This is a genomic window from Moritella sp. Urea-trap-13 (genome assembly GCF_002836355.1).
In the GTDB taxonomy this organism is placed as follows: Bacteria; Pseudomonadota; Gammaproteobacteria; order Enterobacterales; family Moritellaceae; genus Moritella.
The window spans coordinates 35,432-61,775 of sequence record NZ_PJCA01000033.1; the positions used below are offsets into that span (position 1 = coordinate 35,432).

A 26,344-nucleotide genomic window follows, 5' to 3' on the forward strand; every position below is an offset into this window, starting at 1 on the left:
GGAAGAGTCAAAAATGGACGTTACAACGACGCTAATAATAAGCACACTGATTATCTTGGTGTCCGCAGCACTGCACTTATATGGTGCCTATAAAGAACGAAAATGGTTGTTCTATGTATTCAAACCGATCACGACATTGGCAATTGCGGCGCTATGCTGGCATCTAGCCCCAACCCTCAGTGATTATGTTTGGCTTATCTTACTAGGGCTATTGTTGTCGACCTTAGGTGATATCTTCCTGATGCTCCCCAAAGATAGGTTTATCCCCGGTTTATTAAGCTTCTTAGTAGCCCATGTTGCTTACATTATTGCTTTTTCTATGCAGCTAGATCTGACTTATACTTGGGCGCTTATCATGCCTTTAATCCTTGTCGCAATGCTGTATTTAACCATACTGTGGCCATCACTCGCGGCAATGAAAGCGCCAGTTTTTGTGTACATGAGTATTATTGTCATCATGGCATGGATCAGTGGCGAACGTTACTTTAGTCTAAATAGCTCAACCAGTCTTTATGCCTTTATTGGTGCCATTGTGTTTTTGTTTTCAGACGCAACACTGGCATTCGATCGATTTAAGAAACAGTTCCATAGTGCTTATGGCGTTATTATTGTAAGCTATTATCTTGCTCAGTATTTTATTGCGCTATCAGTTATATAAACAGCTATCTGAAGGTGTCAACGTCGTTACAGTAAGGGAATTAATTCGTGGCTAAAATAAATTTATCTGGACTGGCTATTTATCCATTAAAGTCTGCAAAAGCAATTAACTTAACCCAATCACAGGTCAGTGAGATGGGTTTAGATCATGATCGCCGTTTTATGATTAGTGACATGCAAGGACAGTTTATTACCGGTCGAACGCAGCCTAAAATTTCGACCATCAAGATTGAAGTTGCTGCCCAAGGGATTATGCTGTCAGCGCCAAAAATGCCGCCGATTGCCTTCACGTTTAAAGAGTTACAACCGAATTATACTGATGTAACGATCTGGGACTCGATTGTTCAAGGTCAGCATTGTAGCTATGATATTAATCGCTGGTTAATGAAATTTCTGGATATTGATTGCCAGTTACTGTATTTCGGTGCGCAGTCTTCACGCCAAGTCGCGAATGTTGATAAGCAGACGGGCTTTGCTGATGGTTATCCACTGTTATTAATCTCACAAGCTTCGCTAGATGAACTTAACCGTAGTACCGCACGACCAATCGATATGCGTCAATTCCGAACTAACTTAGTCGTGACTGGTTGTGAACCTTTTGCCGAAGACACTTGGAAGCGGATCAAGATAGGTGATGCTAAGTTTGAATTAGTCAAAGCCTGTGAACGTTGTATCTTTACGACATTGAGCCCTGGCGAGACCCATTTTGCTGATGATAAAGAGCCACTTAAAACGCTAATTTTATTCCGCAAAGATAACGATGGCCGAATTGATTTCGGCCAAAACTTAATTAGTCATAACGATGCCGTGATTAAGTTGGGTGATAGTATTGAAGTATTGGAATATCATGCCCCTAAGTTTTATGCCGATAATCGCCCTAAACAGCAACCAGTGGTATTAGCACCCAAATCGATAGTGAAACATCCTGCTCAGCAACAAGCTAAAACCTTATGGGGCAAAGGCGAAACCCGCCAGTTATGTTGTGTCGCGGTTATTGATGAAACGCCAGATACTAAAACGTTTCGTTTTCGGGTTGAACCCGCTGCGCTATTGAATTATAAACCGGGGCAATTCATTACGCTTAATCTAAAGATTGGTCAGGATCTGGTGATGCGCAACTATACCTTGTCATCATCACCCAGCCGACCAGACTTATTAGCGATTACGGTAAAGCGTGTGCCTGAAGGTAAAGCTTCCAACTGGTTGAATGATAATTTAACGGTTGGCGGTCGCTTAGGCGCATCATCACCGCGTGGCCCATTTCATGCATTTACTGCGACAACACAGAAATTACTATTACTGTCAGCTGGCAGTGGTATTACCCCTATGCTGTCGATGGCGCGGTATTATGCCGATACTGAATGTGATAAAGACATTGTCTTCTTTTACAGTGCAAAAACTGCCGAAGACTTGATTGCCCTTGATGAACTACAGCTACTGACACGTCAGCATACCAATATGCGCTTGCTATTAACCTTAACAGGTGAAAAAAAACAAAGTGATTGGACAGGGTTAACGGGGCGTATTGATCAGCAAATGCTAGCTGATGTGGTGCGTGATATTAATGAACGCTCTGTGTATGTCTGTGGTCCTGAAGCGTTTATGAGTACCATGACCTCGGCGTTAACGGCGCTAAATGTATCCGCTGAGCAACAGTTTACTGAAAGCTTTGGTGATCATAAACATTCAGAGACGCCGGGTAAGCCGGTGAATATCCTATTGGATAGTTGGGACACCAGCTTTGTTGGTGATAACAAAACCACCTTATTAGAACAAGCAGAAAAAAATGGCGTAAATATCCCTTATAACTGCCGAGCGGGTTACTGCGGTGTTTGTCGAGTGACCTTAGAATCGGGTGAAGTACGGGTACTTGCCGATCATGCATTAACTGATGATGGTAAAAAGGCTAAAAAAATACTGGCGTGTAGTTGCATACCACAAACGGATGTAGTTATTAGTTAGGTCATAATGCTGATGTATTGGGGGTTATTACTTTTAATATGAGTTTTAAATATGATCTTAAATATTAGATGTATAAATATAACGGTTCTCAAATTGTAATTAAATAAGTAGTGCTTTAAAATTTACCTACTTATGTATAGGAGTTAACAAATGAAACGTACACTTGCCATTGAATTTTCGCGCGTCGTTGAAGCGGCTGCCCTTGCTGGTTATAAATGGCTAGGCCGTGGTGATAAGAATATTGCCGATGGTGCTGCAGTTGAAGCCATGCGTGTGATGTTAAACAAAATTGATATTGATGGTGAGATCGTCATTGGTGAAGGTGAAATCGATGAAGCACCTATGCTCTATATCGGTGAAAAAGTCGGTACCAAAATAGCCGGTGCTGATGCGGTCGATATCGCGGTAGACCCGATTGAAGGCACGCGCATGACTGCGATGGGTCAGTCCAATGCGGTTGCTGTACTAGCCGTTGGTGAGAAAGGCGCATTTCTAAAAGCACCTGACATGTATATGGAAAAATTAGTCGTTGGCCCAGATGCGAAAGACGCCATTGATTTAAATTTATCGCTTGAAGACAATATTCGTAATGTCGCTAAGGCGCTGAATAAAGACCTCACAGAGTTAACTGTCGTGACTTTAGCTAAACCACGTCACGATTCAACAATTAAAGCGATGCAAGCGATGGGTGTGCGTGTATTCGCACTACCTGATGGTGATGTCGCTGCGTCTATCTTATGTTGTATGCCAGATAGCGAAGTCGATATGATGTATTGCATTGGTGGCGCGCCTGAAGGGGTTATCTCGGCGGCGGCAATACGTGCAATGGACGGTAACATGCAGGCGCGATTATTAGCACGTCATGATGTGAAAGGTGATACGCCCGAAAACCGCGCTGCAGGTGAAATTGAAATTTCACGTTGTCAGGCATTAGGCTTGGTTGTTGGTGAGATCTTACCGCTGGATAAATTAGCAAAAACCGATAATGTGATTTTTGCCGCGACAGGTATTACCAAAGGTGATTTGGTTGAAGGTGTGCAGCGTAAAGGTAATATTGCTACCACGGAAACTTTGGTTATTCGTGGTAAGTCAGGCACCATTCGTCGCATTAAGTCAATACATATGCTTAACCGTAAAGGCGCAGATCTGCAGAGTATCATTCTTTAAAGCGTGTCTAAAAATAAAGACTGATGGGATAGATAACAAAAAGCCGCGTCAATAACGCGGCTTTTTAATTTCTACAATATAGTACTATTTAGTGCTGCGCTTATGCGATAGCGATACGATCACTTGCTGCTAGTGCAAGATCCGCTAATAATTTTTCAGTGTCTTGCCAATGGATACAAGCATCAGTAATGCTCTTACCATAAACAAGTGGCTCGCCAGCAACAACAGCTTGATTACCTTCTTCAATAAAGCTTTCAGCCATAATGCCTGAAATCTGCATGCTACCTGTGCGCATCTGCGCCATTACATCTTCAGCCACAATAAGCTGATTAGTGTGGAGTTTTTGGCTGTTACCATGGCTGAAATCAACGATAACAGACGGTGCTAAGCCAGCATCAGTTAATGCTTGGGTTGCAACATCGATATGTGATTGTGCATAGTTAGGGGTCTTACCACCACGTAAGATAACGTGACCAAATGGGTTACCGTGCGTCTGGTATACCGTCATCAGACCATCTTTATCTGGTGAATAGAAGATATGCTCTACCTGTGCCGCTCGCACTGCATCAATAGCAATTTTAGTATTGCCGTCAGTGCCATTTTTGAAACCTACAGGGCAAGATAATGCTGATGCCATTTCGCGGTGCACTTGGCTTTCTGTTGTTCTTGCGCCAATTGCGCCCCAGCTGATTAAATCGGCAATATATTGACCGTTAACCATATCTAGGAATTCAGTGGCTATAGGCAAACCGATTTCAGTAATATCAACTAACAACTCACGCGCTAAACGTAAGCCTTTATTTGCTTGATATTTACCGTTTAAATCAGGATCGCTGATCAAGCCTTTCCAGCCCACAATTGTACGTGGTTTTTCAAAGTACACTCGCATTGCAATGACTAAGCTGTCTTTATACTGCTCTTGCAATGGTTTTAGACGGCGAGCGTAATCTAAAGCCGCGCTAGTATCATGAATTGAGCAAGGACCAATGATAACCAACAAGCGTTTGTCTTTGCCTTCAATAATCGCTTCTATTTCACGGCGGTTATTGACTAGCTGCTGTGCGGCGCTATCAGATAATGGAAACTCTTTAATCAGTTGACTCGGAGTGATCACCTGATCGATATAGGTAGTTCTAAGTTCGTCTGTTTTAATTGTCATGATGTCTATTAGTCTAATTATGGGCTGTGATCAGCTTAACGTAATTTCATATTATTATAAAGATAATCAGGTGTCAGCTTGATTAGAATCATTAAAGCCTAATAACAGTAGGGATTTTCCTTGCTGCTGATAGGCCAAAAAACGTTGCTGGATATCGTTTGGTGCCTGTTCTGTCGGAGTAAAACCATGCTGATGATAAAAATCGGCAAGGTGCGGCAGAGCAAAGGTAAAGGTTTTATCTGAGGTGAAGTGAGAACGCATATCGCGTAATAACCGATGACCTAGCTGTTGGCCACGGTAATCGGGCGAGACTAACATCCCGGTTAATAACATCAGCTCTCCTATAGGGCGTAAACGGGCGCAGGCGACAATGGTATTGTTATCTTTTAATACCGCAATACGTTCTGCCTTGTTGGGCCGAGAGTAGGGTAAATATTGTTTATAAAAAGGCTTAACTAATGGGTTCTCTATTTTCTTTAACCACTGAAACTGCATCTCGTTACCTTTTATTATTCGGTTTTGCATACAGATACGGTACTATCTGCATGGGATCATGCTTTACGAGTGCTAATTATTTCATGCAAATACTAAAAAATCATAATTTAAAACCTTACACCAGTTTTGGTGTTGATGCTTATGCGGCGCAATTTGTCACAGTGACAACCTTAACTGAGTTGAAATTAGCATTAGCAATCCCCGCACCTCAGCGGTTAATCCTTGGTGGCGGCAGTAATTTATTGTTTTGTGATGACTTCAATGGACTCGTTATTCGAATTTGTTTAACCGGTATTACAGTTAATGAATCAGCCGATGATGTGGTCAGCTTACATGTTGCTGCAGGTGAAAACTGGCATGGGTTTGTCCAGTGGACCTTGGCGCAAGGCTATGCAGGTTTAGAAAATTTAGCCCTGATCCCTGGTGTTGTCGGTGCCGCGCCAGTGCAAAACATTGGTGCTTATGGCGTTGAGCTGAAAGATTTCTGCGATTATGTCGATGTACTTGATATTGAAAGCTTAAAGGTACGACGTTACGCACCTGCAGAATGCCAATTTGATTACCGTGATAGTATTTTCAAAGGCGCGCTTAAAGATAAAGCAGTGATCACGGCTGTGGGTATTAAATTACCTAAACCTTGGGTGGCTAAAATTAATTATGGTCCGCTAGCCAGTTTAGGCGCTGAAGCCTCGGCATTAACAATTTTTAAGCAGGTTTGCTTGACTCGCCAACAAAAACTGCCCGACCCGAATAAACTGGGTAATGCGGGTAGCTTCTTTAAAAACCCGATCATCAGTAAAGCCCAATTTGACATAATTGCTGATAAAAACCCAAGCATGCCGCATTATCCCGCGGGCGGTAAGATTAAATTAGCGGCGGGCTGGTTAATTGATCAATGTAATTTAAAAGGTTATCAGCAAGGTGGCGCGCAAGTGCACACTGAGCAAGCCTTGGTCATCGTCAATACTGGCACGGCGACGGCACATGATATCGTTATGCTTGCGAAACATATACAAACGACGGTGTCAGCACGTTTTGCGGTCGAGCTACAGCATGAAGTGCGCTTTATCGGCCGTGACGGTGAAACTAACTTGGCGGAGGTGTGCCGTGGTTAATATGACAGCGTCACGACAACAGTTAATTCGGTTACTTGCTGATGGTGAATTCCATTCAGGTGAAGCCTTGGGTGAAACCTTAGGTGTCAGCCGCATGGCTGTTAGCAAGCAGGTCAAGGTATTAGAAACCATAGGCTTGGATGTATTTAAGGTCACCGGTAAAGGTTATAAACTTTCTGCGCCTTTGCAGTTAATTGATGCCCAACTGATTGCTGCAGGTAGTTGTGTCACGGTTGAAAGTCATCAAGTACTCGGATCGACCAATCAACATTTATTGGATAAAGCCGCGTTATTACATAAAGGCCACAGCTGCTTTGCGGAATATCAGACTGCTGGACGCGGACGCCGGGGTAAAAAATGGGTATCGCCTTATGGCTCTCATCTGTATACCAGTACTTACTGGAACCTTGACGCCGGTATTCAGGCCGCATCAGGTTTAAGCTTGGTGATCGGTATTGCCGTAGAACGTACGCTCACCGATTTAGGCATTGCCAATACCCAGTTGAAATGGCCGAATGATGTCTATGTTGATGGTAAAAAAATTGCCGGGGTACTGGTTGAAATTATCGCCACGGCTGGTGGTGAATGTCATTTAGTCATAGGTTTGGGACTTAACGTCAATATGCCATTGCAAGCAGGGTTAGAAATAGATCAAGCTTGGACTGATATCAGTCAACAACTGCAACAGCCGATAGATCGTAATCAGCTGGCAACGCGCTATTTATCCCATCTAGTTAAAATATTAACTGACTTTGAACAATTTGGTTTTTCTCATTTTGTCGAAGAGTGGAATCGTTGTGATGCATTTAAAGATTGCCCGGTGATTTTAACCTTGGGTGAGAAACAAAAACACGGTATAGCCAAAGGCATTGATCATACTGGCGCGTTATTATTAGAAATTGACGGTATTATCTGTCCACATGTCGGTGGTGAGGTATCATTGCGACGCGCTGAAGTCTAATCGGCAGTTGATGTTATGCTGTCTTTTGACTCGAAGCTTAGTCGAAGTGGCTAATAATTCATCAGCTGAATTAAAAAAAACTAGTTTTTAGCGATTAAGGTTGCAAGAGGTAGGGGCTTACTCTAATATCCTTCCTCGTTAAGTGACGCCGCCGACTTAGCTCAGTAGGTAGAGCAACTGACTTGTAATCAGTAGGTCGCCAGTTCGACTCCGGCAGTCGGCACCATTTAACTAGTTACTGAAGTACAATATGTGGAGGGGTTCCCGAGTGGCCAAAGGGATCAGACTGTAAATCTGACGGCTCAGCCTTCGAAGGTTCGAATCCTTCTCCCTCCACCACTTTGTATTCAGGACGCATGCGGGCGTCGTATAATGGCTATTACTCCAGCCTTCCAAGCTGATAATGCGGGTTCGATTCCCGCCGCCCGCTCCAAATTCGCTGATATGGCTCAGTCGGTAGAGCGCATCCTTGGTAAGGATGAGGTCCCCAGTTCGATTCTGGGTATCAGCACCATTTTTTAGGTAAAGTATTTCTTCTTCTCTGTATTCTTCATATCAAATAATTACACCTTAAAAATAACTACACCTTAAAAATAATCAAAAATAATTTAATCATAATCTATTTAAGCTATTTGTAATTCAAATATTATTCATAATTATTTACGAATAACTTGCATGAAAAATGAAAGCCCCTATAATTAGGTGCTCCGTTTGTAGGGGTAGTTCCAATTGGTAGAAAGGCGGTCTCCAAACTGATGTTTGTGAGTTCGATTATCTCCCTCCTGCCACTGTCATCACCGTGTAACAGCGGATTTTTTTGTCTTTAAGGTACAGGTTAGTAGTATGACTTCAAATACTGAAAACCAAGGAAAAGCACTAGAAACTGTAAAATGGGTACTAGTTGCTATAATTCTAATTGGCACAGTTATTGGTAACAATATTTTTAGTGAAGAATCAGTGTTAATCCGCGCAGTTGCTGTAATTATTGCCGCTGTTATTGCTGGTGGCATTGCATTACAGACAAGTAAAGGGCGCAATGCGCTTGAGTTTGCATCTGAATCAAGAACAGAAGTACGTAAAGTAGTTTGGCCTACACGCCAAGAGGCAATCCAAACTACACTTATCGTATTAGTTGTTACCGCTATTATGGCGTTAGTGCTATGGGGATTAGATGGTATTCTAGTTCGTGTAGTTGCATTTATCACAGATGTAAAGGTATAAGTTCATGTCTGAACAGAAAATGAGATGGTACGTAGTTCAAGCCTTTTCCGGTTTTGAAGGTCGTGTTCAAAAAACATTAACAGAACACATTCGAATTCACAACATGGAAGAATACTTCGGTGAAGTACTTGTTCCAACGGAAGAAGTTGTTGAAATGCGTGCTGGTCAACGCCGCAAGAGTGAACGTAAGTTCTTCCCTGGCTACGTTTTAGTTCAAATGGTAATGAACGATGAATCATGGCATTTGGTAAGCAGTTTACCACGTGTGCTTGGTTTCATTGGCGGTACTAAAGAACGTCCAGCTCCAATTACGACTAAAGAAGCTGATCGTATTCTTAACCGTCTTCAAGATGCAATTGATAAGCCGCGTCCTAAGACGTTATTTGAAGTGGGTGAAGTGGTTCGTGTATCTGACGGTCCATTCGCAGACTTTAACGGTGTTGTTGAAGAAGTTGACTACGAAAAGAGTCGCTTAAAAGTTTCTGTATTGATCTTCGGTCGTTCTACTCCGGTTGAATTAGATTTCGGTCAAGTAGAAAAAGGCTAATACCAATAACCATTTAGGTTAAAGGTAAGGTCGAATACAATCATATTTGCGTTTTATTGAATGAATTTTCAACAAAATGCTTGGCAAGGGCAGCAATTATATCTATAATTCGCTGCCCTTGTTTTTCGGGAAGCTAGTATCTATGTTGGATACAGCGTTCGCACCCATATTTAAGGTAAATTAAAATGGCTAAAAAAGTTACTGCATATATTAAGCTGCAAGTTTCAGCTGGTATGGCGAATCCTAGTCCACCAGTTGGTCCTGCACTAGGTCAACACGGTGTTAACATCATGGAATTCTGTAAAGCGTTTAACGCAAAAACAGATTCTGTTGAAAAGGGTTCTCCGACTCCTGTTGTTATCACAGTTTATTCTGATCGTTCATTTACGTTCGAAACAAAGACTTCACCAGCATCTTTCTTACTTAAGAAAGCAGCAGGCATCAAGTCTGGTTCTGGTCGTCCTAACACTGATAAAGTGGGTACTGTTACTCGCGCTCAGCTGGAAGAGATCTCTAACACTAAACAACCAGACCTTACGGGCGCTGATCTAGAAGCAATGGTTCGCACTATTGCTGGTACAGCTCGCTCGATGGGCTTGAACGTAGAAGGATAATTCGGAATGGCTAAACTTTCTAAACGTATGCGTACGATCCGCGAAAAAGTGGAATCTACAAAAGCTTACGAAATAAACGAAGCAGTTGAACTTCTTAAAGAATTAGCATCAGCTAAATTCAAAGAAAGCATCGATGTTTCTGTAAACCTAGGTATTGATTCACGTAAATCTGACCAAAACGTTCGTGGCGCTACTGTGCTACCACACGGTACTGGTCGTGAAGTACGTGTTGCAGTATTTACACAAGGTGCTAACGCTGAAGCTGCTAAAGCTGCTGGCGCTGACATCGTAGGTATGGACGATCTAGCTGCACAAGTTAAAGCCGGTGAGCTTAACTTTGATGTTGTTATCGCATCTCCAGACGCTATGCGTGTTGTTGGTCAACTAGGTCAAATCCTAGGTCCACGCGGTTTAATGCCAAACCCTAAAGTTGGTACTGTAACTCCTGACGTTGCGACTGCAGTTAAAAATGCTAAGTCTGGTCAAGTTCGTTACCGTAACGACAAAGCTGGCATCATCCACACTACTATCGGTAAAGTGGATTTTGAAGCTGTACAAATCAAGGAAAACCTTGAGTCTCTATTGAAAGCTCTTAACAAAGGCAAACCAGCCTCTGCTAAAGGTCAATTCATCAAGAAGATCAGCCTATCTACTACGATGGGTGCAGGTCTTTCTGTTGATATTGCAACGCTAGAGACTAAATAATTTACAGGAAGTAATTTATCTAGTATAATTTGCTTCCTTAAAATTAGTAGACTGGTTAAGACTAATTTATTAGTACTAACGGGTTTGCAAAAATGTGGGTTGAAGTAACAATGTTGAGTTTATACTTGATACTGCTTGCTTCCGTCCAAGACCGTAGGAGTTAGACTTACATTGTAAGTATAACTTAATAATGATCGGCTATTTTAGTTAATACTTGATCTTTCCTACGTAGATGGTGCAGGGCCCCTGAAGAATTTATTTCTTCTGGAATCCAAGCCGTAATGGTTCGTCTAGTATTTAAGTTTAACTTTAGGTATTAGTCGGAAATTTTTAATACCGATTTCATATCGGTTTTATCCAGGAGTATAGACCATGGCATTAGGTCTCGACGACAAAAAAGCAATTGTTGCTGAAGTCAACGAAGCTGCCAAGGCTGCGCTTTCTGCAGTAGTTGCTGATTCACGTGGCGTTACTGTAGGTGCAATGACTGGTCTTCGCAAGCTAGCTCGTGAGAATAACGTATACATTCGTGTAGTACGTAATACTCTTATGAAGCGTGCTGTTGAAGGTACTGATTTTCAGTGCCTGAACGAAGTATTTACCGGTCCAACTCTGATCGCATTCTCTAATGAGCACCCAGGTGCTGCAGCTCGTCTATTAAAAGACTTCGCTGCACAAGAAGAATCTTTCACAGTTAAAGCGTTAGCATTTGAAGGCGAATTTATCGGTGCGGAAAACATTGATAAACTAGCAACACTACCAACATACGACGAAGCAATTGCTCAGTTAATGATGACTATGAAAGAAGCATCAGCTGGCAAACTTGTACGTACATTGGCTGCTTTACGCGATCAAAAAGAGCAAGAAGCTGCTTAATTTAGCCGCTTTGTCTAAAATAAATTTTACAATACTAGGAATGACACATGTCTATTACTAAAGACCAAATCATCGACGCAATTGCTGAACTTTCTGTTATGGAAGTTGTTGAATTAATCGAAGCAATGGAAGAAAAATTCGGCGTATCAGCTGCTGCTGCAGTTGTTGCTGGCGGCGCTACTGCTGCTGCAGAAGAAGAGCAAACAGAATTCGACGTAATTCTTACTTCTTTTGGCGAAAACAAAGTTAAAGCTATTAAAGCTGTTCGTGCTGCTACAGGTCTTGGCCTTAAAGAAGCAAAAGGTGTTGTTGAATCTGCACCTGCAGCTATCAAAGAAGGCGTTGATAAAGCTGAAGCAGAAGCACTTAAAGCTACTCTTGAAGAAGCTGGCTGTACTGTTGAGCTTAAATAATCTATTCTTGAATAGATTATTGCCTTCATAAGGCATTGGCTGGTGATTTTTTAATCGCCGGCCTTTTTGCGCTATAGGATGTTTGGATATTTCACATCATTTCAACCAAAATTCTGCGCACTGTTTAGCTCAATTCATTTGGTCGAGACAGTATAAAAAACATATAATGATGTTGTTAGAGCTGTCCTTTTTCAGGGCAGAGTGGGTCACTTATCAGCGAGCTGAGGAACCAAATGGTTTACTCTAATACCGAAAAAAAACGTATCCGTAAAGACTTTGGTAAAAGTGCACCAGTTGTGGCTAAACCGCAAATGTTGGCTATCCAAACTAGCTCTTTTAAAAAGTTTTTAGAAATGGATCACACAGGTGAATACGGCCTGGAAGCAGCATTCCGTAGCGTGTTCCCTATTAAAAGTTACTCTGGAACTTCAGAACTTCAATATGTATCGTACCGTTTAGGTGAACCTGTTTTTGATGTTAAAGAATGTCAAATCCGTGGTGTTACTTATTCTGCACCGCTACGTGTTAAATTACGTCTTGTATTATACGATCGTGATGCACCAGCAGGTACTATTAAAGATATCAAAGAACAAGAAGTCTATATGGGTGAAATCCCATTAATGACTGAAACTGGTACTTTTGTTATCAATGGTACTGAACGTGTTATCGTATCTCAGTTACACCGTAGTCCTGGTGTATTCTTCGATCACGACAAAGGTAAAACTCATTCATCAGGTAAAGTATTATATAACGCACGCGTTATTCCTTACCGTGGTTCATGGTTAGACTTTGAATTCGATCCGAAAGATAGCTTATTCGTTCGTATTGACCGTCGTCGTAAATTACCATCATCAATTATTCTTCGTGCACTTGAGTTCACGACGGAAGAAATCTTAGCAATCTTCTTTGATACAACACGTTTCGAAGTTAAAGATGGCAAGTTATTGATGGAACTAATGCCAGACCGTCTACGTGGCGAAACTGCTGTATTTGACATCATCGTTAATGGCGAAGTATATGTTGAAAGTGGTCGTCGTATTACTGCTCGTCATATCAAGAAATTTGAAAAAGACAGCATTAATGAGATCGAAGTACCGTTAGAGTATATCGCTGGTAAAGTAGCTTCTAAAGATTACATCAATGAAGACACAGGCGAAGTGATTGTTGCAGCGAATGCTGAACTAACACTAGAGTCTGTTGCTGAATTGTCTCAAGCTGGTATCAAGGTAATTGATGTTCTTTATACGAACGACCTTGATGTAGGTAGTTACATGTCTGACACATTGCGTGTTGACTCAACTACTAACAAACTTGAAGCGTTAGTTGAAATCTACCGTATGATGCGTCCTGGTGAACCACCAACGCGTGAAGCGGCAGAAGGCCTATTCCAAAATCTATTCTTCGCTGAAGAACGTTATGACCTATCTAGTGTAGGCCGTATGAAGTTCAACCGCCGTATTGGCCGTGAAGAAGATACTGGTGCAGGCATACTGGACAAATCAGATATTGTTGAAGTGATGAAAACTTTGATTAATATCCGTAACGGTAAAGGCGAGGTTGATGATATCGATCACCTTGGTAACCGTCGTATTCGTTCAGTTGGCGAAATGGCAGAAAACCAATTCCGTGTTGGTTTAGTTCGTGTAGAACGTGCTGTTCGTGAACGTCTAAGTCTTGGTGATCTTGATGCAGTAATGCCACAAGATTTAATCAATGCTAAGCCGATTTCAGCTGCGATTAAAGAGTTCTTTGGTTCATCACAACTGTCTCAGTTTATGGATCAAAATAACCCATTGTCAGAAGTGACGCACAAACGTCGTATTTCTGCATTAGGGCCTGGTGGTCTAACACGTGAACGTGCTGGTTTTGAGGTACGTGACGTACATCCAACTCATTACGGTCGTTTATGTCCGATTGAGACTCCAGAGGGACCAAACATTGGTCTAATTAACTCACTAGCTGTATTTGCCCGTACTAACGATTATGGTTTCTTAGAAACTCCATTCCGTAAAGTAATCAACGGCCAAGTAACTAATGACGTTCAATACCTTTCTGCTATCGAAGAAGGTCTGTATGCAGTAGCACAGGCTAACGCGACAGTAGATACTAACGGTATCTTACAAGATGAATTTATCCCATGTCGTCACAAAGGTGAAACTACCTTTATGTCTGCGGATAACATTCAGTTTATGGACGTATCACCACAGCAGATTATTTCTGTGGCAGCATCGCTAATTCCGTTCCTAGAACACGATGATGCTAACCGTGCATTGATGGGTGCGAATATGCAACGTCAAGCAGTACCAACGCTAAATGCTGATAAGCCATTAGTAGGTACTGGTATTGAACGCGCGGTAGCAATCGATTCTGGTGTAACTGTTGTTGCGCTACGTGGCGGTTCAATCGACTATGCTGATGCAAGTCGTATCATCGTTAAAGTTAACGAAGATGAACTAGTACCAGGTGAAGCGGGTATTGATATCTACACGCTAACTAAGTACACACGTTCGAATCAAAACACATGTATTAACCAACGCCCAACAGTATTAACTGGTGAAGCAGTGGTTAAAGGCGACGTGCTTGCTGACGGTCCTTCAACGGATCTTGGTGAATTAGCACTTGGCCAGAACATGCGTATTGCATTCATGCCTTGGAATGGTTACAACTTCGAGGATTCAATCCTTGTATCAGAACGCGTTGTAAAAGAAGATCGTCTAACGACTATCCACATTCAAGAATTGTCATCGATTGCGCGTGATACTAAACTTGGTAGTGAAGAGATTACAGCTGACATCCCTAACGTGGGTGAAAGTGCATTATCTAAACTAGATGAGTCTGGTATCGTTTACGTTGGTGCTGAAGTTAAACCGGGTGATATCCTGGTAGGTAAAGTAACCCCTAAAGGTGAAACACAATTAACGCCTGAAGAAAAGCTTCTACGAGCTATCTTCGGTGAAAAAGCATCTGATGTAAAAGACAGTTCATTACGTGTACCTAACTCTGTTTACGGTACTGTAATTGACGTGCAAGTATTTACCCGTGATGGCGTAGATAAAGACAAACGTGCACAAGACATCGAGCAGATGCAACTGCGTGAAGCGAAAAAAGACTTAACTGAAGAATTATCTATCTTCGAAGAAAGCTTATTCGGTCGCGTTAAATCTCTATTACTAGCTGCTGGTAAAACGGAAGAGCAACTTAATGCTGTTTCTCGCTCGCAATGGTTAGAGATTGTTCTTGCTGATGAAGAACAACAGACTCAATTAGAAGGCCTAGCTAAGCAACATGATGAGCTACGTGCTGAATTTGATTCTAAGTTCGATATCAAACGCCGTAAAATTACCCAAGGTGATGACCTAGCACCAGGTGTACTTAAGATTGTTAAAGTATATCTAGCTGTTAAACGTCGTATCCAACCGGGTGATAAAATGGCCGGTCGTCATGGTAACAAAGGTGTGATTTCAACAATCGTTCCTATTGAAGACATGCCGCACGATAAGTTTGGTGAGCCAGTTGATATCGTACTGAACCCGCTGGGTGTACCATCGCGTATGAACATCGGTCAGGTACTTGAAGTTCACTTGGGTCTTGCTGCTCGTGGAATCGGTAGTAAAATCGATAACATGATCAAAGAACAACAAGATCTTGCTAAGATCCGTGAGTTTATGCAAAAAGCTTACGATATCGGCAACTCGCATCAAAAAGTAGATTTATCTACTTACTCTGATGATCAAGTTCGTGTGCTTGCACAAAACTTACGTAAAGGTCTGCCAATGGCAACACCTGCGTTTGATGGTGCTGCTGAAGCTGAAATCAAAGAAATGCTTAAATTAGCTGATTTACCAGAATCAGGTCAATTAGAGCTATTTGATGGTCGCACAGGTAACGTCTTTGAACGTCCAGTTACTGTTGGTTACATGTACATGCTGAAACTGAATCACTTGGTTGATGACAAGATGCATGCACGTTCTACCGGTTCTTACAGCCTAGTTACTCAGCAGCCGCTGGGTGGTAAAGCTCAGTTCGGTGGACAGCGTTTCGGTGAGATGGAAGTATGGGCTCTGGAAGCATACGGTGCAGCATATACTCTACAAGAGATGCTAACTGTTAAGTCTGATGACGTGAACGGTCGTACTAAGATGTATAAAAACATCGTAGACGGCGATCATCGTATGGACCCAGGTATGCCTGAATCATTCAACGTATTGTTGAAAGAGATCCGCTCGTTGGGTATTAACATCGAACTAGATGAAAACAAAAACAAGAAATAACTCTAATTAGAGTTAATTCTGATTTTTGATTAGCATTGCGCCTCGACTCATTCTGTGAGTTGAGGCTGCTTAGTTTTCACTCCCAGTGGAGAAAAACGTGAAAGACTTATTAAAGTTTCTAAAACAACAAGGTAAATCGGAAGAATTCGATGGTATCAAGATTGGTCTAGCTTCTCCGGAACAGATCCGTTCTTGGTCTTTTGGTGAAGTTAAAAAGCCAGAAACCATCAACTACCGTACCTTTAAACCAGAACGTGACGGTTTATTCTGTGCGCGTATTTTCGGCCCAGTAAAAGATTACGAATGTCTTTGCGGAAAATATAAGCGTCTGAAGCACCGTGGTGTTATCTGTGAAAAATGTGGCGTAGAAGTAACGCAAACTAAAGTTCGTCGTGACCGTATGGGCCACATCGAATTAGCGTCTCCTGTTGCACACATTTGGTTCTTGAAATCATTACCATCTCGCATCGGTCTTTTATTAGACATGACGCTACGTGATATCGAACGTATTCTTTACTTCGAATCATATGTTGTTATCGAACCTGGTATGACTTCGCTAGAGCGTGGCATGATGCTGACTGAAGAGCAGTATCTTGACAACCTAGAAGAATGGGGTGATGAATTTGACGCGAAGATGGGTGCAGAAGCTGTACTTTCTTTGTTACAAGATCTTAACCTAAACCAAGACATCGAAGAAATGCGTGAAGAATTAGAGACTACAAACTCTGAAACTAAACGTAAGAAGATCACTAAACGTCTTAAATTAATGGAAGCATTCGCTATATCTGGTAACAAACCAGAGTGGATGATCATGAACGTACTGCCGGTATTACCGCCAGATCTTCGTCCATTAGTACCACTAGATGGTGGCCGTTTTGCGACTTCTGATCTGAATGACCTTTACCGTCGTGTGATCAACCGTAACAACCGTCTAAAACGTCTATTAGACTTAGCTGCTCCAGATATCATTGTACGTAACGAAAAACGTATGTTACAAGAATCTGTTGATGCGCTATTAGATAATGGTCGTCGTGGTCGTGCGATTACTGGTTCTAACAAACGTCCTCTTAAATCTCTTGCTGATATGATCAAGGGTAAACAAGGTCGTTTCCGTCAGAATCTACTTGGTAAACGTGTGGATTACTCTGGTCGTTCTGTAATTACAGTTGGACCAACGTTACGCTTACACCAATGTGGTCTACCTAAGAAAATGGCACTTGAGCTATTCAAGCCATTCATCTACGGTAAATTAGAAGCACGTGGTTTTGCGACAACGATTAAAGCAGCTAAGAAAATGGTTGAACGCGAAGGCCCTGAAGTTTGGGATATCCTAGACGACGTGATCCGCGAACATCCAGTAATGCTTAACCGAGCACCAACTCTACATAGACTTGGTATTCAAGCATTCGAACCTGTTCTAATTGAAGGTAAAGCAATTCAGTTACACCCTCTAGTATGTTCTGCATACAACGCCGATTTCGATGGCGATCAGATGGCTGTACACGTACCGTTAACAATTGAAGCTCAATTGGAAGCGCGTACACTGATGATGTCTACGAATAACATCTTATCACCTGCGAATGGTGAGCCGGTTATCGTACCTTCTCAAGACGTTGTATTAGGTCTTTACTACATGACTCGTTCTGGCATTGCTGCCAAGGGTGAAGGCATGGTATTAGGCAGCCCTGAAGAAGCTGAAAAGCTATATCGCAGTGGCCATGCTGAACTACATGCACGTGTTAAAGTACGTATTACAGAAAATCTTAAAGACGAAGACACTGGTGAAGTTACAGTTCGCACTGAACTGAAGAACACAACAGTAGGTCGTGCGATTCTTTCTTTAGTAGCCCCTAAAGGTCTACCATATGAACTAATCGATCCGGCTAAAACTTTAACAGCGGAAGAAGAAGCTAAACTTGCAGCGAACCCAGCTAACTGGATCCTGAAAGTATCTAACGAAGCGTTAGGTAAAAAGCAGATTTCTAAGCTACTAAATGACTGTTACCGTCTATTAGGCCCTAAAGATACGGTTGTTTTCGCCGATCAACTAATGTACACCGGTTTCCATTACGCTGCCCTTTCTGGTGCATCTGTTGGTATCGATGACATGGTTATTCCGGACGAAAAGAAAACCTTAATCGCAGAAGCTGAAGTTGAAGTAACTCAAATCCAAGAGCAATTCCAATCAGGTCTTGTTACAGCGGGTGAGCGTTACAATAAAGTTATTGATATTTGGGCACGTGCCAATGAGCACATCTCAAAAGCGATGATGGATAACTTGTCTACAGAAACTAAACTTAACTCGTTAGGTGAATCTGAGACACAGAAATCATTCAACAGTATCTTTATGATGGCCGATTCTGGTGCACGTGGTAGTGCCGCTCAGATCCGTCAGTTAGCGGGTATGCGTGGTCTGATGGCGAAACCGGATGGTTCAATTATTGAAACACCGATTACCGCTAACTTCCGCGAAGGTCTAAACGTACTTCAGTACTTCATCTCAACGCATGGTGCACGTAAAGGTCTAGCCGATACAGCACTTAAAACAGCAAACTCGGGTTACCTAACTCGTCGTCTTGTTGACGTTGCACAAGATCTTGTAATTAACGAGATTGATTGTGGTACTGAAAACGGTCTAATCATCACACCTCATATTGAAGGTGGCGATGTTGTTGAACCGCTACGTGATCGTGTTCTAGGTCGTGTTGTTGCTGAAGATGTATTAAACCCAGTTACGGGTGAAGTAATTCTTCCACGCAATACATTACTAGACGAAAAATACTGTGATTTCTTAGAAGAACACTCAGTTGATCAAATGAAAGTTCGCTCGGTAATTACTTGTGACAATGACTTCGGTGTTTGTGCAGCTTGTTACGGTCGCGATTTAGCACGTGGCAATATCGTTGGTCAAGGTGAAGCAGTTGGTGTTGTTGCAGCACAATCAATTGGTGAACCTGGTACACAGTTAACGATGCGTACATTCCACATTGGTGGTGCGGCATCGAGAGCATCTGCAGAAAATAATATCCAAGTGAAAAACACGGGTACTATTAAGTTCCACAACGAGAAATTCGTTGAGAACGCAGACGGCAAACTGGTTATTACTTCACGTTCATCAGAAATCACGATTATTGATGAAAACGGTCGTACTAAAGAAAGCCATAAACTACCTTACGGTTCGATTGTTGACTATAAAGATGGCGCAGCTATTGAGTCTGGTAGCATCCTTGCTAACTGGGACCCGCATACTCACCCAATCATCACCGAGGTGGCTGGTCAAATTAAGTTTGTAGACTTGATTGAGAGTATTACGGTTACTAAGCAAACGGATGATCTTACTGGTCTATCTAGCACAGTTATTCTTGACCCGTCAGCACGTGTTACTGCAGGTAAAGATTTACGTCCTATGGTTAAACTTGTTGACGCAGCAGGTAATGATTTATTCATTCCTGGTACAGAAGTTGTTGCACAATACTTCTTACCGTCAAATGCAATCGTTAACCTAGAAGATGGCGCATTAGTTACTATTGGTGAAGCGCTAGCGCGTATTCCTCAAGAAAGCTCGAAAACACGTGATATTACGGGTGGTCTACCACGCGTAGCGGATCTGTTTGAAGCGCGTCAGCCAAAAGATGCTGCTATCTTAGCGGAAATCTCAGGTACTATTAGTTTCGGTAAAGAAACTAAAGGTAAACGTCGTCTAGTTATCACACCTACTGATGGTGCTGAAGCTTACGAAGAAATGATCCCTAAATGGCGTCACTTGAACGTGTTCGAAGGTGAGAAGGTTGCTAAAGGTGAAGTTATCGCCGATGGCCCTGAATCAGCACACGATATCTTACGTCTACGTGGCATTAGCCATGTTGCGAACTATATCGCGAACGAAGTTCAAGAAGTATACCGTCTACAAGGCGTGAAGATTAACGATAAGCACATTGAAACTATCGTTCGTCAAATGCTACGTAAAGCGAATGTAATCTCTGCTGGTGATAGTCATTTCTTACCAGGCGAGCAAGCTGAAGTCTCACGTCTGAAAATTGCTAACCGTCAGCTAGAAGCTGAAGGCAAGCAACCAGCCGTGTACCAACACATGCTTATGGGTATTACTAAAGCTTCTCTTGCAACTGAGTCATTTATCTCAGCTGCATCTTTCCAAGAAACAACACGTGTTCTAACAGACGCAGCTGTTCATGGTAAGATCGATGACCTTCGTGGTCTGAAAGAGAACGTTATCGTTGGTCGTCTAATCCCTGCTGGTACTGGTTTCACTTATCATCAAGAACGTGCTAAAAAACGTGCTGGTAAAGTAGAAGCAGTAATGACAGAAGTAACAACTGACGAAGCTGAACAGAACTTAGCTAACCTATTAAATAACCTTTAATTGATTTGCTGAATGCAATTAAAGTTGTTTGCAAGTGATGACAGACCCACTGATTTACTTGCTTACTATTATTAAATAGTGAAGGCGCCCTTTATAGGGCGCCTTTTTTTTACTTGTTTTTTAACGTCATAGCAGTCTATACTCTGACCTCTTGTCGGAGTGCTTTAGGGCTGAGACCATTTAAATATGGGATCCGTGGAACCTGATCAGGCTAATACCTGCGTAAGGAAACAAGAGTGATTAATACAATAATGTGAGTGTAAAACTAGGTTTGCCCGAGGTAATTTAAGGCGGCTTTTTATAACATAAACAATCAATATATCTGTATCACTACTCTCCACATACTCAACGACAAGCAATCATCTTATTAAAAGGAATGAATGCTATGTCTACTACCAATGTTAACCAAACCAGCAATACCAAAAAACCAACACGTCGTGAAAACCGTGAAAACGCCCAAGAATTTATTAACAACCTCAGTTGTGAACCCTTTCCAAATTCAGAAAAAATCCACCTTACTGGCAGTCGTGATGATCTGCGAGTGGCGATGCGCAAGATTAATCTTGATGAAACGTTAGTCGCTGGCAGCAAAGACGACCCTGTATATGAATACAATGAATCAATCCCAATCTACGATACTTCAGGTGCCTATACCGATCCGGCGATTGAAATCAACGTGCACCAAGGTTTACCTAAATTAAGACAAGGCTGGATTGCAGAGCGTAACGATATTGAAGAACTCGAGATCGTGACCTCGCAGTTTGCTCAACAGCGTTTAGCTGATGACGGTATTGACCATATTCGTTTTGAACATCTACCAAAGCCACTGAAGGCCATTGACGGTCAAAATGTTACCCAAATGCATTATGCCCGCAATGACATCATCACCCCGGAAATGGAATACATCTCGATCCGTGAAAACATGGGGCGAGAATTGATCCGCAATGAACTGTTATTAAAGCAACATGCCGGTAATGATTTTGGTGCCAGTATTCCGGATCTTATTACCCCTGAATTTGTCCGTGAAGAAGTTGCCCGTGGTCGTGCGATCATCCCTGCCAACATCAATCACCCTGAATCTGAGCCGATGATCATCGGTCGTAACTTTTTAGTGAAAGTGAATGCCAATATTGGTAATTCGTCAGTGACATCGTCGATTGAAGAAGAAGTAGAGAAGCTAGTGTGGGCGACACGCTGGGGTGCGGACACGGTGATGGACTTATCCACAGGCCGTAATATTCATGAAACTCGTGAGTGGATCCTGCGTAATTCACCTGTTCCGATCGGTACAGTGCCGATCTATCAAGCTTTAGAGAAGGTAAATGGGATCGCCGAGGATCTTACTTGGGAAGTATTCCGCGATACCTTGATCGAACAAGCAGAGCAAGGGGTTGATTACTTCACGATCCATGCTGGCGTATTACTGCGTTATGTTCCGATGACCGCAAAACGTCTTACCGGGATCGTTTCTCGAGGTGGTTCGATCATGGCGAAATGGTGTTTGACTCACCATAAAGAAAATTTCGCTTACGATCATTTCGAAGAAATTTGTGCAATCTGTAAAGCCTACGATGTATCACTGTCGTTAGGTGATGGTATGCGTCCAGGTTCTGCTGCGGATGCTAATGATGAAGCGCAATTTGCAGAATTACAAACGCTCGGTGAATTAACCAAAGTTGCGTGGGAACAAGACGTACAAGTTATTATTGAAGGTCCAGGTCATATCCCAATGCACATGATTAAAGAGAATGTTGAAAAGCAGCTCGATATTTGTCATGAAGCACCTTTTTATACCTTAGGTCCACTGACGACCGATATCGCTCCAGGTTATGATCATTTCACCTCGGGTATTGGTGCTGCACAAATTGGTTGGTACGGTTGTGCCATGTTGTGTTACGTGACCCCCAAAGAACATTTAGGCTTGCCGAATAAAGAAGACGTTAAGCAAGGCATGATCACTTATAAAATTTCGGCGCATGCGGCTGATTTAGCCAAGGGTTTCCCTGGTGCTCAAATCCGTGACAATGCCATGTCGAAAGCACGTTTTGAATTCCGTTGGAATGATCAATTTAACCTGGCATTAGATCCTGAAACTGCGCGTGCTTATCACGATGAAAATATCCCCCAAGAATCCGGTAAAGTTGCACATTTTTGTTCTATGTGTGGTCCTAAGTTCTGCTCAATGAAGATCTCACAAGATGTCCGTGATTATACTTTTCAGCAAGAAAAAATGGCTAATCAAGAAAAGATAAAAATTCAATTACTTGATGAAGTCGTCCTCATCGATGAGGTCGCTTTTATTGATGCTGAAGCGGGCATGAAGCAGATGTCTGAAGAGTTTAAAAAGCACGGCGCAGAATTATACTTACCTCCTACACACGATGCAGTAAATGGTCGTGTACCAGAATCTACAACCGAAAACGTGGAATAATAATTTAATGACTCAAGCCATTATTTGGACTATCGCGAGCTTTACTGCTCGTGATAATGCGATGAATCAAACCGATATTAAAACGATTAATGCATTAGGTGGGCGTGGTTATCATGTTTCTACAGAATGTTTATCTGATGACGATTTTCCTGCTGAGTTGACAGTGTTGAATACCGCTGCTACGCCATCCGCTATTAAAATCGGCGTGATAGAGACTGTATCGCACATTGCTATTTTAGTCCGTTTTTTACAAGGTTATAAGCAACAATATCCAGCGTTAAGCGTTATCTATGAGCCATTAACCATCACGTTAACAGACATGGTTAATGCTGATAGTGGATTAACCACGGCTATTCAAACAGGCTTATTGCCACTCGTTGATGTATTGATATTAACGCAAGATAAAACGGGGGTTGATGCGGCTGATTTATTTAGTACGACTAAAAAGGCGATCAATTCACTGCTGAACTCTGGTGTAAAAGGTGTTTGTGCGAAAGCTATTTTTACAAACGATAGCGTAGTTAACAATAACGGATACGATGACGATGAGCAGCAGTCTGTCATGTTAGATGTGTATATCGATACTCAGCGTGAGATCTTATTATCGTCACCTGTCACGAGACTTGATTCATTAAGTAACGTTGAACACTGTGGTGTTTTTTCTGCAGCGCTAGCAACTGTTATTAGTCAAGATTATCCGGTTGATGATGCACTTGTTGTCGCCAGAGCGTATTTAAATCAAGCCGTAGACGCTTGGCCAACCGACCGCGAGTATTTCCCACAAGTTGTGCTACCGAATACCCCTTTAGGCGATAAGCTTGGTTTAGCGCAGCAAATGCAATTAGCGTATGACTTTGCCCCTTGTGATACCAATCGTCTGGGATTATATCCGGTTGTAGATACGGTGGAATGGTTAGAGAAAGTATTGCAACAGGGAGTCAAAACCCTGCAATTACGTATCAAGGATAAAGCCCCTGCGGAAGTCGTTGAAGATGTGAAAGCGGCAGTGGCTTTAGGACGTAAGTATCAAGCCCGCCTATTCATCAATGACTACTGGCAATTAGCCATTGAACATGGTGCTTACGGTGTTCACCTTGGTCAAGAAGATATGCTGATTGCTGATTTTGTGGCAATCAAACAGGCTGGTTTAAAATTAGGTCTGAGTACGCATGGTTATTATGAAATATTACGTGCCCATCAGATCAAACCCAGTTATATCGCTCTTGGTCATATTTATCCGACCGTGACTAAAGATATGCCATCGAAACCGCAAGGATTAGTTCGCTTACAACGTTATGCCGATTTAATGCAAGACTATCCGTTAGTGGCTATCGGTGGGATTAGCATTGAGCGAGCGTCTAAAGTTGCTGCGACTGGCGTTGGTAGTGTGGCGGTTGTGACGGCAATCACACTTGCAGATGACTATAAAAAAGCGATTGCAGAGTTGTTGAGCATTGTCGAACCACAACCTAGTTTAGTCAGTATTGGGGACTAATATGAGCGGACGATTATGGAAAAATTAAGTGATCAGGAATACCTGCGTTATAGCGCGCACTTGTTGCTGGAAGATGTTGGTGAACAAGGGCAGTTAGCACTGCGTGATGCCAAGGTATTAATTGTTGGTGTGGGTGGCCTCGGCGCTCCCGTTGCTTTGTATTTAGCGTCGGCTGGTGTTGGTCATTTATACCTAGCAGATGATGATCATGTTGAGTTGAGTAATTTACAACGGCAAATTATTTTCACGCAACAGCAGCTCAAGCAAGCAAAGGTGAGTGCTGCAAAAGTGTCGTTATCACAACTGAATCCACATATTGAAGTAACGGCATACGCACAACGGTTAACACTTGAAAGTGCTAATAACGAAATGCTTGAGATGTTTGAGCAAGTCGATTTAGTTATTGATTGCACGGATAACATGCCGACAAGGCAAACAATAAATAAGATCTGCGTTATGCAGAAAACGCCGTTAATTGTTGGCGCGGGCATTCGTATGGAAGGACAGTTGATCTCGTTTAACGCTCAGCAGGCTGATTCGGCTTGTTACCACTGCTTGTATCCTTTTGAGCAAACAGCAGAAACGAATAATTGTAGTACTTCAGGCGTACTCGGCCCGCTTGTTGGTGTGATTGGTTCATTACAAGCACTCGAAGCCATTAAGTATTTAACCGGCATGCCTGTGTCTTCACTTAATCGCTTAATGCGTTTTGATGGTAAAACCCTGCAATGGCAGCATTTCTCTGTAACCAAAGATCCAAATTGCTCCGTGTGTTCGGTTCATGAATAAATGCTCGGCTAACGCATAAGCGCTCAATAACCTAAATGTCTCAATTTTCAGAGGTATAGGCTATAGGAATAGAAGATGAAATTAACGATTAACGATGAAATTAAAACGGTAGCAGTGACATCCATTTCGTCATTACTTACCGTGTTAGAACAACCAGAAAAAGGCATCGCGATAGCGGTAAATCAAACCATTATTAGACGTCAAAATTGGGATGATTTTCAATTGTCAGAAAATGATCAAGTAACCTTATTTCAAGCTATTGCAGGAGGCTAAATGTCACTAACAACGTTAACATCAGCATTCATATTACCAAACGATGAACTTGTCATTGCCGATAAAATATTTTCATCACGGTTATTTACTGGTACCGGTAAATTTAGTGATCAAAAAATAATGGCAGAGGCTTTGATAGCTTCTCAATCTGAGCTGGTGACTATGGCATTAAAACGTATTGATTTAGCCAATCAAGATGATGACATTCTTAAACCCTTGATTGCAGCTGGCATGAATTTATTACCCAATACATCAGGTGCGCGTAATGCCAAAGAAGCGGTATATGCTGCGCATTTAGCTCGTGAAGCATTGCAAACTAATTGGATTAAATTAGAGATACACCCTGATCCTAAATATTTACTGCCAGATCCGATTGAAACCTTAATTGCGACAGAGCAACTAGCGCGTGATGGATTCCATGTGTTGCCTTACATTCATGCCGACCCGGTATTGTGTAAACGTTTAGAAGAAGTAGGTACTGCTGCGGTGATGCCATTAGGTGCGCCAATTGGTTCGAATAAAGGTATACGCACTGCTGAATTTTTGGAAATTATTATTGAGCAATCTAGGGTGCCAGTTATTGTCGATGCCGGTATCGGTGCGCCATCACATGCGGCGCTAGCGATGGAAATGGGCGCGGATGCGGTATTGGTTAATACTGCAATTGCAGTGGCGAAAGATCCGCTTGCGATGAGCAAAGCGTTTGCGTTAGCGGTACAAGCAGGTCGTCAAGCGTATTTAGCTGGCTTAGGCGCTCAGGCGAGAATGGCGGTGGCATCGAGTCCGTTGACTGCATTTTTAGATCTATAATC

Annotated in this window: 20 protein-coding genes, 4 tRNA genes and 1 riboswitch; of the genes, 22 read left to right on the forward strand and 2 right to left on the reverse strand. The window is 42.3% G+C overall.

Annotated elements, in window-relative coordinates; translation table 11 throughout:
- Positions 1-13: 13 nt before the first annotated feature.
- From CXF93_RS15635 to glpX, 3 genes are all read left to right on the forward strand, one after another.
- Complete coding sequence (locus CXF93_RS15635; RefSeq protein WP_101063476.1) at positions 14-658, forward strand: lysoplasmalogenase; 645 nt, start codon at positions 14-16, stop codon at positions 656-658.
- Between the two features lie 47 nt (positions 659-705).
- Positions 706-2,619 (forward strand): MOSC N-terminal beta barrel domain-containing protein, encoded by a 1,914-nt coding sequence (locus CXF93_RS15640; RefSeq protein WP_101063477.1) that lies wholly within the window; start codon positions 706-708, stop codon positions 2,617-2,619.
- Between the two features lie 150 nt (positions 2,620-2,769).
- Positions 2,770-3,786: a class II fructose-bisphosphatase gene (glpX, locus tag CXF93_RS15645; protein ID WP_101063478.1), complete on the forward strand. Its 1,017-nt coding sequence runs from the start codon at positions 2,770-2,772 to the stop codon at positions 3,784-3,786.
- Positions 3,787-3,886: 100 nt separating this feature from the next.
- On the opposite strand, the gene CXF93_RS15650 is transcribed toward glpX, so the two are convergent.
- Both CXF93_RS15650 and CXF93_RS15655 read right to left on the reverse strand, forming a co-directional pair.
- Positions 3,887-4,945, reverse strand: coding sequence for a 3-deoxy-7-phosphoheptulonate synthase (locus tag CXF93_RS15650; protein ID WP_101063479.1), 1,059 nt, complete (start codon positions 4,943-4,945; stop codon positions 3,887-3,889).
- A 66-nt stretch (positions 4,946-5,011) separates the two neighbouring features.
- Complete coding sequence (locus CXF93_RS15655) at positions 5,012-5,440, reverse strand: GNAT family N-acetyltransferase (protein WP_101063480.1); 429 nt, start codon at positions 5,438-5,440, stop codon at positions 5,012-5,014.
- 83 nt (positions 5,441-5,523) lie between these two features.
- Here CXF93_RS15655 and murB point away from each other — a divergent pair, with 83 nt between their 5' ends.
- The 19 genes from murB to CXF93_RS15750 all read left to right on the forward strand — a co-directional run bounded on the left by murB (position 5,524) and on the right by CXF93_RS15750 (position 26,342).
- Positions 5,524-6,555, forward strand: coding sequence for a UDP-N-acetylmuramate dehydrogenase (gene murB, locus CXF93_RS15660; RefSeq protein WP_232784239.1), 1,032 nt, complete (start codon positions 5,524-5,526; stop codon positions 6,553-6,555).
- Position 6,556: 1 nt separating this feature from the next.
- Positions 6,557-7,516, forward strand: coding sequence for a bifunctional biotin--[acetyl-CoA-carboxylase] ligase/biotin operon repressor BirA (gene birA / locus CXF93_RS15665; RefSeq protein WP_232784240.1), 960 nt, complete (start codon positions 6,557-6,559; stop codon positions 7,514-7,516).
- A gap of 150 nt (positions 7,517-7,666) precedes the next feature.
- Positions 7,667-7,742: transfer RNA gene (locus CXF93_RS15670), tRNA-Thr, on the forward strand.
- A gap of 28 nt (positions 7,743-7,770) precedes the next feature.
- Positions 7,771-7,855 (forward strand) — tRNA-Tyr (locus CXF93_RS15675).
- Between the two features lie 19 nt (positions 7,856-7,874).
- Positions 7,875-7,949 (forward strand) — tRNA-Gly (locus CXF93_RS15680).
- 5 nt (positions 7,950-7,954) lie between these two features.
- Positions 7,955-8,030, forward strand: a tRNA-Thr gene (locus tag CXF93_RS15685).
- 329 nt (positions 8,031-8,359) lie between these two features.
- Positions 8,360-8,737, forward strand: coding sequence for a preprotein translocase subunit SecE (gene secE / locus CXF93_RS15690; RefSeq protein WP_019442535.1), 378 nt, complete (start codon positions 8,360-8,362; stop codon positions 8,735-8,737).
- Positions 8,738-8,741: 4 nt separating this feature from the next.
- Positions 8,742-9,284 (forward strand): transcription termination/antitermination protein NusG, encoded by a 543-nt coding sequence (gene nusG, locus CXF93_RS15695; RefSeq protein WP_017222499.1) that lies wholly within the window; start codon positions 8,742-8,744, stop codon positions 9,282-9,284.
- 185 nt (positions 9,285-9,469) lie between these two features.
- Positions 9,470-9,898, forward strand: a complete 429-nt coding sequence (gene rplK / locus CXF93_RS15700) for a 50S ribosomal protein L11 (protein ID WP_101063482.1) — start codon at positions 9,470-9,472, stop codon at positions 9,896-9,898.
- A 6-nt stretch (positions 9,899-9,904) separates the two neighbouring features.
- Positions 9,905-10,603 carry a 50S ribosomal protein L1 gene (rplA, locus tag CXF93_RS15705; RefSeq protein WP_101063483.1) on the forward strand — a complete coding sequence of 233 codons (699 nt, stop codon included), beginning with the start codon at positions 9,905-9,907 and terminating at the stop codon, positions 10,601-10,603.
- A gap of 372 nt (positions 10,604-10,975) precedes the next feature.
- Positions 10,976-11,479, forward strand: a complete 504-nt coding sequence (gene rplJ, locus CXF93_RS15710; RefSeq protein ID WP_017222502.1) for a 50S ribosomal protein L10 — start codon at positions 10,976-10,978, stop codon at positions 11,477-11,479.
- A gap of 47 nt (positions 11,480-11,526) precedes the next feature.
- Positions 11,527-11,892 carry a 50S ribosomal protein L7/L12 gene (gene rplL / locus CXF93_RS15715; RefSeq protein ID WP_101063484.1) on the forward strand — a complete coding sequence of 122 codons (366 nt, stop codon included), beginning with the start codon at positions 11,527-11,529 and terminating at the stop codon, positions 11,890-11,892.
- Positions 11,893-12,125: 233 nt separating this feature from the next.
- Positions 12,126-16,163 carry a DNA-directed RNA polymerase subunit beta gene (gene rpoB, locus CXF93_RS15720; protein ID WP_101063485.1) on the forward strand — a complete coding sequence of 1,346 codons (4,038 nt, stop codon included), beginning with the start codon at positions 12,126-12,128 and terminating at the stop codon, positions 16,161-16,163.
- Between the two features lie 97 nt (positions 16,164-16,260).
- Positions 16,261-20,544, forward strand: a complete 4,284-nt coding sequence (rpoC, locus tag CXF93_RS15725; RefSeq protein ID WP_101063486.1) for a DNA-directed RNA polymerase subunit beta' — start codon at positions 16,261-16,263, stop codon at positions 20,542-20,544.
- 145 nt (positions 20,545-20,689) lie between these two features.
- A riboswitch (TPP riboswitch) is annotated at positions 20,690-20,791 on the forward strand.
- Positions 20,792-20,920: 129 nt separating this feature from the next.
- Positions 20,921-22,975: a phosphomethylpyrimidine synthase ThiC gene (thiC, locus tag CXF93_RS15730; protein ID WP_198551687.1), complete on the forward strand. Its 2,055-nt coding sequence runs from the start codon at positions 20,921-20,923 to the stop codon at positions 22,973-22,975.
- Positions 22,976-22,982: 7 nt separating this feature from the next.
- Positions 22,983-24,470, forward strand: coding sequence for a thiamine phosphate synthase (gene thiE / locus CXF93_RS15735; protein WP_101063488.1), 1,488 nt, complete (start codon positions 22,983-22,985; stop codon positions 24,468-24,470).
- 15 nt (positions 24,471-24,485) lie between these two features.
- Positions 24,486-25,259: a HesA/MoeB/ThiF family protein gene (locus CXF93_RS15740; RefSeq protein ID WP_101063489.1), complete on the forward strand. Its 774-nt coding sequence runs from the start codon at positions 24,486-24,488 to the stop codon at positions 25,257-25,259.
- Between the two features lie 75 nt (positions 25,260-25,334).
- The gene (thiS, locus tag CXF93_RS15745; RefSeq protein WP_101063490.1) at positions 25,335-25,532 is read left to right on the forward strand and encodes a sulfur carrier protein ThiS; all 198 of its coding nucleotides are present in this window, start codon (positions 25,335-25,337) and stop codon (positions 25,530-25,532) included.
- Positions 25,533-26,342: a thiazole synthase gene (locus tag CXF93_RS15750; protein WP_101063491.1), complete on the forward strand. Its 810-nt coding sequence runs from the start codon at positions 25,533-25,535 to the stop codon at positions 26,340-26,342.
- The last annotated feature ends 2 nt before the right edge of the window (positions 26,343-26,344 follow it).